Genomic DNA, 12,255 nt, shown 5'->3' on the forward strand with positions numbered 1-12,255 from the left:
GGAAAATAGTTCTGAAACTTTAAGGATTTTAGAATAAAATTTGTTTTGGGATGAGCTCTAAAATTTTCCCTGAGTATTCTACAAGGACTTTTTTCTATTTCTTTTTTATTATCTTTCTTTTAATATTGATGTTTTGAATATCAATGAAACTTGATATGTGACTTTCTGTATTTTATAAACTAAGATTGTAGAATTAAGTGGAGGAATAAAATGCCATTCATGAACGAAATACTTCCTGATACTGCTGAAGCATTCGGAAAACTGAGAGATTCTATCTTTGAAGGTGGAGAACTTGACCGCAAGACCAAGGAACTTATAGCAATTGCCTCCTCAGTCCTTATGCGCTGTCAGTTCTGTGTTGATGTACATTCCCAGAGGGCTGTTGCTCACGGGGCAAGCAAGAAAGAAATTGCCGAATCAATCGCTGTTGCTATGTTTATAGCCGGAGGTTCTCAGTTAGGCTGGACAAACATCTACGGCGAAAACGTTTATGACATTGTCTTTGGAGAGAAAAAGCCTGAGGTGCCGGAAAAAGAGAAAAAGGAAGAACAGAAATCCGAAACAGAGAAAGGGTGCTGCTGCGGAAACTGAATAAAGAGCTGAAGCTTTGAATTCGAACTCATCAGCTAACTTTACAGTTTTTTCTACTTTCCTCTTTGTACTTTTCCCTTTCCACTTTTCCCTTTCTACTTTTCCCCTTTGTACTTTTCCCTTTGTACTTTTCCCTTTCCACTTTTCCCTTTGTACTTTTCCCTTTATACTCTTCCCTTTCCACTTTTCCCTTTGTACTTTTCCCTTTATACTCTTCCCTTTCCACTTTTCCCTTTGTACTTTTCCCTTTATACTCTTCCCTTTCCACTTTTCCCTTTGTACTTTTTTGCTTTCTGCTCGTTTCCGTATTGCTTCTTGTTTTCTCTTTTTTTCGATCAGAACCTGAATTTTTCCCTTTTCCTGTCCATAATTTTCACAAGGGAAAGCATAACAGGCACTTCTACAAGCACTCCAACAACGGTTGCAAGAGCAGCCCCGGATTCCATTCCGAAAAGGATTAAGGCTACTGCCACTGCCAGTTCAAAGAAATTACTGGCACCTATAAAAGTTGAAGGCGCAGCTTCTCTGTAGGGGATTCTCAGGTATTTTGCTCCTGCGTACCCGATCGCGAAGATCAGGTAAGTCTGCAGTACGAGGGGAATTGCGATCAGAAGGATGTGGAGGGGGTAATTTATAATGTTATTTCCCTGGAATATAAAAATCAGAACCAGAGTTATTAAAAGTCCGGCAGGAGTGATCCATTGAGTTTTTCGGATGAGGTTATTTTCAAACCAGGTAACACCTTTTTTCCTTATCACAACCTGCCTTGTCAGCACAGCAAGGCCGAGAGGAATTGCCACATAAAACAGGACAGAGACGAAGATTGTCATAAGAGGAACCGGAAAATCAGTTGTGACCCCCAGGAGGAACTTTCCCAGCGGAGCAAAAAGGACCAGAATAATAAGGTCATTTACCGAGACCTGAATCAAAGCATAATTAATATTGGCTCTTGCAAGATATGTCCAGACAAGCACCATAGCCGTACAGGGGGCAAGGCCCAGCAGGATCATGCCTGCAATATATTGCGCCTGAAGGTCGGCAGGGATCAGTGATTCGAAGAATACGCGCATAAAAAGCCATGCAACAAAAGCCATTGTAAAGGGCTTGATTGCCCAGTTTACAACCAGTGTAAGGAGGAGGGGTTTAAGATTTGCTTCAACTTTCAGGATTTCTTCAAAATTAATTTTAAGCATAATGGGGTACATCATGATCAAAAGTACAACAGCCACCGGGATCGAGACGTTTGCAATCTCAATACCCCCAAGGGTTCCCGCAAAACCTGGAAATAGATAGCCTATTACGGTTCCGAGAATAATGCAGATTGCGACCCATAAAGAAAGATATTTACTAAAAAAATCCAGCTCCCTTTCTTCATCGCCCTCAGGCATATTCTTCCCCCTCATCCCAATCTTCTCCCTCAAACTCTTTGCTTGCAGGGATAATCAGCACGGGCTTTGTGGTTTTTCGGAGTACGCTTTCTGCCGTGCTCCCGAGCAGCAGGTCCATCAAAGTCCCTTTCCCACGGGCAGTCAGCATGATCAGGGTGGCATCTTCTATGCTGGCAAATTTTACTATCTCATCTGATGGAATTCCTTCAACGACGAGGAACTGGCTCTTTATGCCTGCAAGCCGTTCCTTTATTCTCCTGAGCTTTTCTTTTGCCTCTGCTCTCTGTTCATCCACCAGGTCCATATCTTTTATATCATCTATTACATGCAGAAGCAGAACCTCTTTTACTATCCCTTCAAACTCTTGAAGCTGTTCTACCGCTTTCATTGCCTCTTTTGAAAAGTCGAGAGGCACAAGGACTTTGGAGAAAGTTGCCCTGCATGCCTTCTCATAAACTTCTTTTCCTTCTTTCAGAGCGTCGTACTTTTCAACCAGAAGTATTTTCTTTGAACTGCGTGCTATGTATTCCGTAGTTCTTCCGAGGAGCTTTCCCTTTATGAATCCTTTAGTTGTGGCTCCCATTATTATCGCATCAACATCTTTTCGGTCTGCAACCTCTGCAATTGTCTTTCTTATATCTCCTACTATCACCAGGGTTTCGGTTTCAATTTCAAGTTCCCTGGCAAAGCCTGCATAATCTTCAATTCTCTTCTCTGCATTTCGTTCAAACATAGGGGCAAGCCCCTGGCTCTTATGTATGTCCACCACATGCAGCAGGATAACTTTCTTCAGGCCGGCGTTTTTAAGTTCCCCTATGCAGCCGAGCAAATCTTCCGTTTCTATTGTAAAGTCCGCAGGAACAAGTACTGTTTCAATCAATCTGGTGCCCCCTATCTCAGGATACAATGTTAGCGCTTTCACTAAACTGTCCCTTTAAAGCTCATTTTGGCGTCCCCTTCAAACCTACTTTCCTTCAACCTATTTTTAAGTATCCTTCTGTCAGTATAAATAAGCCATGCAGACACAAGCCATGCAGACACTCTGTTTTCGGGCAAAAAGCAGGTAGAAGCGTTGACAGGATCTAAAATAAAAGAATATAGGATAAAAAATAAGGAATAATCGAAAACGGGATAAAAAATACCGGGATAAGAAAAGAAATAACATATAACAGGATAAATGGATCTCGGATAAAGATAATAGCCGGATAAAAAAACAACCGGGACAAAGGGACTCTGAAAATCGGAATAAAAAGGCTAGAATAAAGAAGAAGGAAAAATAATCCAAAAGATGCCTTTGATACGTTAAAAAGTCAGGCTATCCATTTCCTTACTTCTTTTTCATCCGGAACCTTGCCTGCAAGTTTAACCTCTCCATTAACCACGACTGCAGGAGTGATCATCACGCCATAGTTAAGGATCGTTTCAAAGTTCTCCACTTTAACGACTTCAGCTTTCTTACCCGTTTCAGCAAGGACTTTCTCGATGATTTCTTTTGTTTTCTTACATTTTGCACATCCGGTTCCAAGAATTTCAATTTTCATTTTTATCTCCTCTATTTTTATCTCCTCTATTTTTATCTCCTCTATTTTTATCTCCTCTATCCTTTCTCTGTTCTTATACTGATTTTATTGCCGCTTTGCAGTACGGGTCACAGCAGCAAATTAAACAGGTATCCTGTAAAAATAATTGATACGGCGACGATCGAGACAAAGATTGCGATCAATTCTTTTTTCAGCACTTTTTTGAGGATAATCATCTCAGGCAGGGACACGGCAGTAACCGACATCAGGAATGCCAGAGAAGTCCCTATCGGAAGTCCCTTTCCAATCAGGCTTTCTATTATAGGGATCATACCCATAACATTGGAGTAAAGAGGTACGCCAACAAGGACGGCAATCGGCACTGCAAGCAGGTTATCTTCACCTGCATACCTTTCAAGAATTCCTTCAGGCGCATATCCGTGGAAGAGCCCTCCTATGCTGACTCCTATGATCACGTAGATCCATACCTTTTCCACGATTTCTTTTACGCCTTCAAAGGCGATACCTACTCTTTCTCTGACATTGAGTTTCTCAGGCTCCGAAGCTTTCTGGCCCACCTTTATTTTATAGACGAATTCTTCTACATACTTTTCAAGCTTCAGGATACCTATCAGATAGCCGCCAAGTACGCCCAGTACAATACCTGACACCACATAGAGTGCTGTTGCCTTGAAGCCCAGAGTTGCCCAGAGTACGGCAACTGCTGCCTCATTTACCAGAGGAGACGTGATCAGGAAAGAAAAAGTGACCCCAAGAGGAACACCTGCTTCAACAAACCCTATGAAGAGAGGTACGGACGAACACGAACAGAATGGCGAAACAGTCCCTATCAGGGAAGCCACAAAGTGGTATCGAAGACCTTTTTTCCCTCCGAGCACTTTTCTTGTCTTTTCCGGTGTTATATACGTCCTTATATAAGAGATAGCAAAAATCATTACAGCCAGCAGGACGAAAATTTTCATTACATCATAAATTATAAAGTTAACACTGGCTGCAAGGTTAGTATCGGGTGCAATCCCGAAAACTCCATAGGTTATTTTGTCAGCAATCAGTTGGAGAGGATAGAAGATGTCAGCCATTATTTGCTCCTTCTTTTCTATTAGATTCTTACGATTTATGGATACTCAATCTGCTGAATATATTACTAAACATTATATCAATATATATTGATATGATATTGTTTTGATATAAACTTTTCTATTTACAGGAGATTTTGTCTCAGGAGGCATTTTCATAAGATATTTGATTCCGGGTTTGGTACCCGGTGCAGCAGAAACTCAAAATAGGTCTGGAAAATATATCTGTTCAGAAAGCAGTCAGAAAGTTTGCCGAAAAAGGGTGGAAAGGTCTTCATGAATTTCCCGGAAAAATACTTTAAAAGAGGATTCTAACATGGTAAAATGCTCTATCTGTGGAAAGGATGAAAATTCGCTGCTCAAAGTTAAGCACAGAGAAATTGGTACGGTAAAACTCTGCTTTGAATGCTGGGAAGTAGAAAGGGGCAACCAGAACATCCTTCCCTCATGTGAAAGCGGCTGCGATTGCTGCCGTTATTAAATCTTTATGTTTCTACTCTGTGGAGATTTATGGGATTTTATTCCGGAGTTTCCGGAATATCAAGATTGCAGCTGAAAAAAAGGACTTAAAAGGATTTATTCTTCTGCTATTCTCAAAATCTTCCGGACTTTTTCGTCATCTATGGAATAAAGTCTCATCTTTCCGTCCTTTCTCGCCTTGACAATGCCCCAGTCCTGCAGTTTTGCCAGGTGCATCGAGGTATTGGACTGAGTTTTGCCGATCAATTCCGGGATTTCACAGGCACATTTCTCCCCGTCCAGCAGGACTTTTATTATTTTGTATCTGGTTTCTTCGCTGAGGGCTTTGAAGAGCTGTAAATTTTCTTCTTCACTCATATCAATATATCTTGATATATGAGAATATATACCTTTCCAGTTTTTAATTACATGGAATTAAATAGGGCCTTAAAAAATCAGTTAAGGACCTCAAAAAATTGAAAAGCTCGAAAGATAATTAAACAGCTTGAAAGATAATTAGAAAGCTGAAAATGGATTAAAAACTGATTGTAAATTTGATTAACAGTTAAAACAGTATAATAAGAATTAGAGGGAAATTAGAGTGAAATACTTAAATAAAAATAGAGTGGAGATCATTCGGATTGCAGGATCTCCATAACTTTTCCCATAACCTCGGCGACTTCTTCGTCCTTTGGATCTCTGTCCTTGGTTTTCTTAATTCCTAATTCGGAAACCACTATCTGGCGGTCAATCTTGAAACCTGCAAGTTCAAGAGTTTTTGTTGCACAGTTTACAGGGCAGCCGTCAATTGTAATAATCCTGTCAGAAGCTTCCGCAGACTTCATGAGCCCCGGAGCTCTGGCTCCGATCCCGACTGTGCACATCAGGTTTCCAATCCCCTGCTTTTCGAGTTCAATTGCAACTTTGTTTGAGAGCTGTCCAACATTCGCTGCCCCTACGCAGGGGAAAATCGCTACATTTGCCGAACCGCATGAACATTTAGTTTCGTCTGCCATTTTTTTCTCCTTCTATTTTTAATAATTAGCTCATCTGGTGATCCATTTTAACTTATTTTGTGATCCATTTCTTGATATCTTCCACGCTTGGGACCTTACCTGCGACTTTGACGTCTCCGTCAATAACGAGGGCAGGGGTAATCATGACTCCGTACTCCAGAATTTTGTCAAAATCTTCTACCTTGACAATTTCCGCATCCACGCCTGTTTCCTTTACGGCTTTTTCGGCAAGTTCTTTTGTTTTGTTGCATTTAGAACAGCCTGAACCCAGTATTTCGATTTTCACTTTTTCACCTGCTGTTTAATTCTCTTTAGTCATTTATTGCGATACGTTTAGATGTAAGCTTTTTGAAATTATTTATGATATTACTTTTATTTGATTTAATTGGATTTGATTGGATTTGATTGGATTTGATTCGACTAAATTTGATTATATTTGATTAAATTTGATTATATTTGATTAGATTTGATTATATTTGATTGGATTTGATTCGGTTTCTATTTCACACAAACATGGCTCCGAATATATACCCCGAAACGGTTGCAATCAATACTACCAGGAAGATATAAGTCATGCCTTTTTTTGCTCCCATTATCCTGTTGATAACTATCATATTCGGCAGGCTAAGTGCCGGACCTGCAAGGAGCATGGCAAGGGAAGGTCCTTCTCCCATTCCGAGCAGCGTAAGGGCTTTGATGATTGGCACTTCCGTTAAGGTGGAGAAATACATGAGAGCTCCGGCTACTGAGGAAATAAAGTTTGAATTCAGGGAATTTCCTCCTACAAGAGCTGCTACGTATTCTTTTGGGAGTACGACAACTGCAATTCCTGCAAAGAAAACTCCCAGCAGAAGCAGGGGTGTGATCTGTTTTATCAGGAACCAGGTTTCTCCCATCCAGCTTTCAAGTTCTTCTTTTGAGAACCATTTGAAAGACAGGAATGCTGTAAGCCCTATCATGGGAGCCCAGGCAAGCAGCTGAGTTGTATACTTCCAGCCCCAGGAGGACATCAATTCTGGCGCTACAAGGACTGCAATTAGCAAAACAAATAGTTCGACGTTGTGCCTGTGCTCTTCTTCTCCGAAAGTCTTTATGGACTTGCGTTCGGTTACTTTCCCTTCATACGCAAAGGACATCATCAGACCAACAAGAACGGAAAGAGTAATTGCTGTAAAGGCGCGGGCTATTCCAAGGTCGTATCCCAGGATTTTTGCCGTATAGACAATTGCAAGGATATTGATGGCGGGAGCGGAGAATAAGAACGTGGTTGCAGGACCTATACCTGCCCCCCGTTTATATATTCCTGCAAAGAGGGGGAGCACCGTACAGCTGCAAACTGCAAGGAGGCAGCCCGAAACAGCAGCTACCGTATACGAGACATATTTGGGGGCGTCCGCTCCGAAGAACTTCAGCACCGATTCTTTGGAAAAGAGGGAAGCTATTGCGCCTGCCAGAAAAAAAGCAGGTACAAGGCACATGAGCACATGGAGCGCCATGTATTCCTGTACTGACTGAAGCCCTACTGATATGAGATAAGTGATATAATCAAGAGTCATTTTTCCACCAGGGATATTTTCCAGATTTTTCCTGTTATTTCAAATGTATTTGAAAGAACCTATATAAAATTTCCTATTTCAAATATATTTGAAACAATTTTTCCGGCGTGTATTTACTCTCCAGCTTGCAATCTTTATAATCTCTTTCTGGAACTCCAGCGATTCTGTTCATACTCTGCAGGGAGCTTTCGCTTATGAGTTTGTTTATATATATTATTCACAATTTTTAAGACATGAAAATTAAAGTCGAATCCGCATGCATATCCCGAAAAAGATGCTTTCTGTATACTATTCTCCTGTTTATCCTTGCAGGTGTTTTTGAAATCGGAGGCGGATATCTTATGTGGTTATGGCTGCGTGAAGGCAGAGAATTGGTTTTTGCATTTCTTGGGGCAGCAGTCCTGTTTCTATATGGTGTCGTACCCACTTTCCAGCCATCATACTTCCACAGGATATATGCGACCTACGGAGGCATTTTTGTTGTCGTGTCTCTTTTATGGGGCTGGATTTTCGACAAAACGCCCCCTGATACCTATGATCTGATAGGCGCCCTGATCATTCTTATCGGAGTCTCGATTATCTATTACTGGCCAAGAAAGGAGGAGGCTTTATGATCGACCCGGGAATTTCCCTTGCCCTGTTTTTCCTGGCTGCCCTGTTTGAAATCGGCGGCGGATATCTTGTCTGGTTGTGGTTAAGAGAAAATAAAGGAGCAGTATTCGGGCTTCTGGGCGGGCTGATACTGGCTATCTACGGAATTATCCCAACTCTTCAGCCTGCACATTTCGGCAGGGTCTATGCCGCATACGGAGGAATTTTTATTATTTCCTCTCTGATCTGGGGCTTTCTTGTCGATAAGAAGAAACCTGACAGATATGAAATTATAGGGGCATTGATTGCACTTGTGGGCGTTTTTGTAATGTTCTATATCCCACGTTAAATCTGCGGGAAGAAAACTGAACTGACACGCTTGTCCTGAAAGCTTAAATCGAGGGTAAATATTTGTTTCAGTCCAGATTTCAATCCTCATTTACCTGCTGCCATCTGTGCCTCTTTTGCTACATCTTTTATCATTTCCCCTACAAGCGTTGCTTTTTCGCAATGGGAAGCCTCTTTTGGGCTACAGTTTATAAGGACGCTCATCAGCCTATCCGCTGTCTTATAAAATTTCATATCCTCGAGCCTGACCAGAAGGTCGGATAGCTTTTCGCTAAATTCCCTGCATTTTTCGTGGTCACAGACTGCCTGCTCATGCAGCCGGCTCACTCGTTCTAATTCCTTAATAATTTCAGGTGAGAGCTTTTCGGTCATATAGTACCGTCCTGTCCGGTGACCCTTTATTATTAGTATTTTTATCTGCTAACTTTTGTTTAAAATGTATACATATTCCTGCAGTGTTCCATTACATCCTCTATAAAAGCAGCGTAAAAGTTGTCTGGAACTGTAACTTTTTCTCTGTCCCTTATTGCTCTTGCCTCGAGATCTTCCTGGCAGGCATAAATCTCGCAGCCCGTCAGTCTCTCTATTCCGGAAAACAGATGGTAGACCCCGTCTCCTGCAAGGTAAATTCTGGAATTTTCGGAGCGAGCAGCAAGTTTGAGGCATATCTCCGATCTCGGACTGAAGGGAGGTTTTGTCAGCAGGAATATATCATATTCTTCTTGCTCCATATTATTCTCCGTGTCTGTTTCTTCTTGATAGCTGCCAATTTTTAGTACTGCCGATTTAACAGGTCACTTTAAATCGGAATAACGCAGTCCGAGCTTTCCATTGCTTCGAGAAAGTCCTCTTCATCAACAAGTTCCACGGTCTCTATCAGGGTCTCCTCAAAAAGGCCCCTATCAACCAGCGAGGGTTCATGCACAAGTACTCTTAACTCCCCATATGAATAGAGAATATCTGAAAGGTTTGGTACTCCAAGCTTTTTGCTGTCCTGGCCTGCAACTACAAGATAAACTCCATCTCCATAAAGGCCGAGAGTCACATGCATCCTTGTAAGACTTACTGCAGCCGCATTCAGTGCTCCGAAGGCTTTTTCACTGCCGTATGGGGCAGTATCCAGCAAATAGAAAACCGATCTCATTGGTCTAAACCCATTTTGACGAGCTTATCTTAATTTATTTTTATAGCGAGATTACTCTATCGCTTTTACTCAGCATCTCTGAAAGTTCGTAGAGACTGGAAATTTTTATTCCGGGTATATAATCTTCGCAGTTATTTCCGTTCGCTGTCTCTTCTTCTGCAATATAACCTCTAGCAGCAGCACACCGTGCACAGGCCCTGATCACAGCTCCTTTCTCTGCAAGTCCTGTGAAAAGTTCGCCTGCGCTGGTAAAAAAGGACGGGTTCTGACTCTTTTTGGGGATATGCACTGCGTCCATGTACAGGAATATATTCACCTGATATTGTTTAAGTGCGCTTTCGGCTATTTTACAGGCAATTTCAGCGTATTCGGAAATATAAGGGCCGTCAGTAAGCACTATGGTAAGCGTCTTCAAAATTTCCTCCGAATAAACTATGTTAATTAATAGGGCTCAGATGTAATCGGCCAAAACCTGTAGTTGCTCCTGATTATTTGCGTACTCCGGTTCTTTAAGGAGCGTACACCTGTCCAGAGCGATCTGTCTGGCCATAAGCTTGATGGCAAAGCTGTAACACCCCTGTTCGCCGCACTTGCCACAGTTGGTCTGGGGCAGGTATTTGTAGAGCTCCATGAGCTCAACCCTAACCTTCTTCCTGGGAGCTGGGGCTACACCTTTTGCAATAGCCGCATTGATGGTGCTCTTCAGGCTTTCAAGCTCTTCTTTAGCTTCATTCTCGTTTTTAATCATCCTGATGGAGATTTTTCCACTACCGTAGATAGTTGTAATAATTTCTCCTTTTTGAATTATCAGGCTATTTTTTCCATCCGAATAATTACTTCTGGGAAAAAGAGGCTCAAGCAGTTTCAGGATTCCACCCGGAGGTGGGACCATGTTTGCACTCGCCCTGAGTTTTGAGGAATCTACTATACAGGGCGAAAGCTGCCTGATTTCAACAATCTCCACTGGCCTTGCCTGAGAAAAGTCTGCTGTTCTCTCCTCAGCTTTTCCTGTTTTATTCTTCAGAAATTTCTTGCCGTATTCACTCAACTTCACAGTCTCTTCTTCTAACTCAGCCAGACCTGCCTGTTGCAAAATCCTGAGGTGAAAGTCAAGTGTAGCCTCCCCGATTATCTCTCCTATTTCTCCGGTACTTCTAGAACCATTCTCCAGGAAGTTAATTATCTTCCGTCGGGTACTATTGGCCATCGCAAAGTTTACGAGCTTTGTCTCATTGGGGTTTTCCGGCATCCTTAACACCTGGTGAAGCTATTTCTGCCAGGCAACCTTTTGCAACCTTTTACAGCAATATGCCATTCCCCGGTCCTGATTACAGTCCCTTTCTCAACGATCCCGGATAAAATTTGCCTGTGCTGCTAAAACAGAATAAATTCTGATCTTTTTGAAATAGCACTATATACAGGTACATAACTTGTTGCTGTTTAAATGCGCTCTTTGCATTTTCAGGTAATTTCAGCGTATTCGGAAATATAAGGACTGTCAGCGAGTACTATGGTTAATGTCTTCAAAGACTCCTGGTTAAAGTAACGTTTTTTAACTAACTGCAGCTCAATGCATTCTGTTCAAATATACGCACTCAGGACCTGCAGGTGCTCGAAATTGGTTGAATAGCCCGGTTCTTTGAGAGGTGTGCATTTGTCCAGGGTGACCTCCCCTCCCATGAGCTTTATTGCAAAGGTGTAACAGCTTTGCTCGCTGCACTTTCCGCAGTTGGTCTGGGGCAGGTATTTGTAGATCTCCATGGGTTCGACCCTGATTTTTTCCCGCGGGGCCGGAGCAACGCCTTTTGCGATTGCTTCATTGAGAGTGCTCTTCAGGTTCTCCAGTCTATCTCTAGCCTCTTCCTCGCTTTTGATCATGGTCATGGTAACTTTTCCAGTGCCGTATATGGTAGTAATGACCTCATTTTGCTGTATTATAAGAGCGCCTATCCCATCCGAATACCTGCCTCTGGAGAAAATAGGTTCCAGGACCTTGAGAACTCCTCCCAGCGGCGGAGCCATGTTTGCAATTATCCTGAACTTCGAAGAATCTGCTATGCAGGGCAAAAGCTGCCTGACCTCTGTAATCTCTACAGGTTTAGCCTGTAAAAGGTCTGCACTCTTTCCCTGGTTTTTTTCCTCTTTACCTTTCAGGAAGTTCCTGCCATATTCGGTCAAGCCTGCAGTTTCTTCCTTTAGCTCTATAAGGCCCGCCTGCTGCAGGAGCTTAAGATGGAAGTCGAGCATAGCTTTCCCAGCTGCAGCTCCGATTTCCTCGACTGTTCTATCGCCATCTACAAGGAAGTTCATAATTTTCCTTCTAGTAGCATTGGACATAGCATTATTTACTAGCTTTATCTCATTTGGGTTTCCCGGCATCTTCAACACCTTTAAGAATCCTGAAATATTAACCCCTAACTTTATGATGTTTTATTGATTTCAGAATACATTTCCTAAAAATCAAATTAAATCCATGCAACTCTAATTATTTCTAATTCTGATTTTGATTCTAATTCTAATTCTGATTTTGATTCTAATTCTAATT

At 42.0% G+C, this 12,255-nt stretch carries 19 protein-coding genes; 4 read left to right on the plus strand and 15 right to left on the minus strand.

Annotation, left to right across the window (positions count from 1 at the left end):
- Positions 1 to 210 precede the first annotated feature (210 nt).
- Entirely contained in the window at positions 211 to 591 is a 381-nt protein-coding gene (locus FXV91_RS02765) for a carboxymuconolactone decarboxylase family protein (RefSeq protein ID WP_229388096.1), read from the plus strand.
- Positions 592 to 622: 31 nt separating this feature from the next.
- On the opposite strand, the gene FXV91_RS02770 is transcribed toward FXV91_RS02765, so the two are convergent.
- The 5 genes from FXV91_RS02770 to FXV91_RS02790 all read right to left on the minus strand — a co-directional run bounded on the left by FXV91_RS02770 (position 623) and on the right by FXV91_RS02790 (position 4,599).
- Positions 623 to 859 carry a hypothetical protein gene (locus FXV91_RS02770; RefSeq protein ID WP_229388098.1) on the minus strand — a complete coding sequence of 79 codons (237 nt, stop codon included), beginning with the start codon at positions 857 to 859 and terminating at the stop codon, positions 623 to 625.
- A 67-nt stretch (positions 860 to 926) separates the two neighbouring features.
- Entirely contained in the window at positions 927 to 1,994 is a 1,068-nt protein-coding gene (arsB, locus tag FXV91_RS02775) for an ACR3 family arsenite efflux transporter (RefSeq protein WP_275948896.1), read from the minus strand.
- Complete coding sequence (locus FXV91_RS02780; protein WP_229388100.1) at positions 1,972 to 2,859, minus strand: universal stress protein; 888 nt, start codon at positions 2,857 to 2,859, stop codon at positions 1,972 to 1,974. Before FXV91_RS02780 ends, arsB begins: the two co-directional genes overlap by 23 nt.
- Positions 2,860 to 3,289: 430 nt before the next feature.
- The gene (locus FXV91_RS02785; RefSeq protein WP_229388102.1) at positions 3,290 to 3,520 is read right to left on the minus strand and encodes a thioredoxin family protein; all 231 of its coding nucleotides are present in this window, start codon (positions 3,518 to 3,520) and stop codon (positions 3,290 to 3,292) included.
- Positions 3,521 to 3,627: 107 nt separating this feature from the next.
- Positions 3,628 to 4,599 carry a permease gene (locus FXV91_RS02790; protein ID WP_229388104.1) on the minus strand — a complete coding sequence of 324 codons (972 nt, stop codon included), beginning with the start codon at positions 4,597 to 4,599 and terminating at the stop codon, positions 3,628 to 3,630.
- A gap of 313 nt (positions 4,600 to 4,912) precedes the next feature.
- On the opposite strand from FXV91_RS02790, the gene FXV91_RS02795 reads away from it, so the two are divergent.
- Positions 4,913 to 5,077: a hypothetical protein gene (locus FXV91_RS02795; protein ID WP_229388106.1), complete on the plus strand. Its 165-nt coding sequence runs from the start codon at positions 4,913 to 4,915 to the stop codon at positions 5,075 to 5,077.
- Positions 5,078 to 5,172: 95 nt separating this feature from the next.
- On the opposite strand, the gene FXV91_RS02800 is transcribed toward FXV91_RS02795, so the two are convergent.
- From FXV91_RS02800 to FXV91_RS02815, 4 genes are all read right to left on the minus strand, one after another.
- Complete coding sequence (locus tag FXV91_RS02800) at positions 5,173 to 5,433, minus strand: metalloregulator ArsR/SmtB family transcription factor (protein WP_229388108.1); 261 nt, start codon at positions 5,431 to 5,433, stop codon at positions 5,173 to 5,175.
- Positions 5,434 to 5,687: 254 nt separating this feature from the next.
- Positions 5,688 to 6,071, minus strand: a complete 384-nt coding sequence (locus FXV91_RS02805) for a putative zinc-binding protein (protein ID WP_229388110.1) — start codon at positions 6,069 to 6,071, stop codon at positions 5,688 to 5,690.
- Positions 6,072 to 6,123: 52 nt separating this feature from the next.
- Positions 6,124 to 6,357: a thioredoxin family protein gene (locus tag FXV91_RS02810; protein WP_229388112.1), complete on the minus strand. Its 234-nt coding sequence runs from the start codon at positions 6,355 to 6,357 to the stop codon at positions 6,124 to 6,126.
- Between the two features lie 217 nt (positions 6,358 to 6,574).
- On the minus strand, positions 6,575 to 7,627 hold the full coding sequence (locus tag FXV91_RS02815; protein ID WP_229388114.1) for a permease: 1,053 nt from the start codon (positions 7,625 to 7,627) through the stop codon (positions 6,575 to 6,577).
- A 233-nt stretch (positions 7,628 to 7,860) separates the two neighbouring features.
- On the opposite strand from FXV91_RS02815, the gene FXV91_RS02820 reads away from it, so the two are divergent.
- Both FXV91_RS02820 and FXV91_RS02825 read left to right on the plus strand, forming a co-directional pair.
- Positions 7,861 to 8,241 (plus strand): YnfA family protein, encoded by a 381-nt coding sequence (locus FXV91_RS02820; protein ID WP_229388116.1) that lies wholly within the window; start codon positions 7,861 to 7,863, stop codon positions 8,239 to 8,241.
- The gene (locus tag FXV91_RS02825) at positions 8,238 to 8,567 is read left to right on the plus strand and encodes a YnfA family protein (protein WP_229388118.1); all 330 of its coding nucleotides are present in this window, start codon (positions 8,238 to 8,240) and stop codon (positions 8,565 to 8,567) included. Before FXV91_RS02820 ends, FXV91_RS02825 begins: the two co-directional genes overlap by 4 nt.
- A gap of 86 nt (positions 8,568 to 8,653) precedes the next feature.
- Here FXV91_RS02825 and FXV91_RS02830 read toward each other — a convergent pair whose 3' ends face one another.
- The 6 genes from FXV91_RS02830 to FXV91_RS02855 form a co-directional block, all read right to left on the minus strand.
- The gene (locus tag FXV91_RS02830) at positions 8,654 to 8,938 is read right to left on the minus strand and encodes a hypothetical protein (RefSeq protein WP_229388120.1); all 285 of its coding nucleotides are present in this window, start codon (positions 8,936 to 8,938) and stop codon (positions 8,654 to 8,656) included.
- A 59-nt stretch (positions 8,939 to 8,997) separates the two neighbouring features.
- The gene (tusB, locus tag FXV91_RS02835) at positions 8,998 to 9,297 is read right to left on the minus strand and encodes a sulfurtransferase complex subunit TusB (protein ID WP_229388122.1); all 300 of its coding nucleotides are present in this window, start codon (positions 9,295 to 9,297) and stop codon (positions 8,998 to 9,000) included.
- A gap of 68 nt (positions 9,298 to 9,365) precedes the next feature.
- Positions 9,366 to 9,710, minus strand: a complete 345-nt coding sequence (locus tag FXV91_RS02840; RefSeq protein WP_229388124.1) for a DsrE family protein — start codon at positions 9,708 to 9,710, stop codon at positions 9,366 to 9,368.
- 40 nt (positions 9,711 to 9,750) lie between these two features.
- On the minus strand, positions 9,751 to 10,125 hold the full coding sequence (locus tag FXV91_RS02845; RefSeq protein WP_229388126.1) for a DsrE family protein: 375 nt from the start codon (positions 10,123 to 10,125) through the stop codon (positions 9,751 to 9,753).
- A 36-nt stretch (positions 10,126 to 10,161) separates the two neighbouring features.
- Positions 10,162 to 10,959 carry a (Fe-S)-binding protein gene (locus FXV91_RS02850; RefSeq protein ID WP_229388128.1) on the minus strand — a complete coding sequence of 266 codons (798 nt, stop codon included), beginning with the start codon at positions 10,957 to 10,959 and terminating at the stop codon, positions 10,162 to 10,164.
- 332 nt (positions 10,960 to 11,291) lie between these two features.
- Positions 11,292 to 12,089: a (Fe-S)-binding protein gene (locus FXV91_RS02855; protein WP_229388130.1), complete on the minus strand. Its 798-nt coding sequence runs from the start codon at positions 12,087 to 12,089 to the stop codon at positions 11,292 to 11,294.
- Between the last annotated feature and the right edge of the window lie 166 nt (positions 12,090 to 12,255).

Source organism: Methanosarcina sp. DH2 (assembly GCF_020804225.1).
In the GTDB taxonomy this organism is placed as follows: domain Archaea; phylum Halobacteriota; class Methanosarcinia; order Methanosarcinales; family Methanosarcinaceae; genus Methanosarcina.

What these genes read in the sequence shown, in the direction of transcription:
- FXV91_RS02765 (WP_229388096.1), top strand. Translation starts at nt 211, where the DNA reads ATGCCATTCATGAACGAAATACTTCCTGATACTGCTGAAGCATTCGGA.
- arsB (WP_275948896.1), bottom strand. Translation starts at nt 1,994, where the DNA reads ATGAGGGGGAAGAATATGCCTGAGGGCGATGAAGAAAGGGAGCTGGAT.
- FXV91_RS02785 (WP_229388102.1), bottom strand. Translation starts at nt 3,520, where the DNA reads ATGAAAATTGAAATTCTTGGAACCGGATGTGCAAAATGTAAGAAAACA.
- FXV91_RS02790 (WP_229388104.1), bottom strand. Translation starts at nt 4,599, where the DNA reads ATGGCTGACATCTTCTATCCTCTCCAACTGATTGCTGACAAAATAACC.
- FXV91_RS02795 (WP_229388106.1), top strand. Translation starts at nt 4,913, where the DNA reads ATGGTAAAATGCTCTATCTGTGGAAAGGATGAAAATTCGCTGCTCAAA.
- FXV91_RS02800 (WP_229388108.1), bottom strand. Translation starts at nt 5,433, where the DNA reads ATGAGTGAAGAAGAAAATTTACAGCTCTTCAAAGCCCTCAGCGAAGAA.
- FXV91_RS02805 (WP_229388110.1), bottom strand. Translation starts at nt 6,071, where the DNA reads ATGGCAGACGAAACTAAATGTTCATGCGGTTCGGCAAATGTAGCGATT.
- FXV91_RS02815 (WP_229388114.1), bottom strand. Translation starts at nt 7,627, where the DNA reads ATGACTCTTGATTATATCACTTATCTCATATCAGTAGGGCTTCAGTCA.
- FXV91_RS02820 (WP_229388116.1), top strand. Translation starts at nt 7,861, where the DNA reads ATGAAAATTAAAGTCGAATCCGCATGCATATCCCGAAAAAGATGCTTT.
- FXV91_RS02825 (WP_229388118.1), top strand. Translation starts at nt 8,238, where the DNA reads ATGATCGACCCGGGAATTTCCCTTGCCCTGTTTTTCCTGGCTGCCCTG.
- FXV91_RS02830 (WP_229388120.1), bottom strand. Translation starts at nt 8,938, where the DNA reads ATGACCGAAAAGCTCTCACCTGAAATTATTAAGGAATTAGAACGAGTG.
- tusB (WP_229388122.1), bottom strand. Translation starts at nt 9,297, where the DNA reads ATGGAGCAAGAAGAATATGATATATTCCTGCTGACAAAACCTCCCTTC.
- FXV91_RS02840 (WP_229388124.1), bottom strand. Translation starts at nt 9,710, where the DNA reads ATGAGATCGGTTTTCTATTTGCTGGATACTGCCCCATACGGCAGTGAA.
- FXV91_RS02850 (WP_229388128.1), bottom strand. Translation starts at nt 10,959, where the DNA reads ATGCCGGAAAACCCCAATGAGACAAAGCTCGTAAACTTTGCGATGGCC.
- FXV91_RS02855 (WP_229388130.1), bottom strand. Translation starts at nt 12,089, where the DNA reads ATGCCGGGAAACCCAAATGAGATAAAGCTAGTAAATAATGCTATGTCC.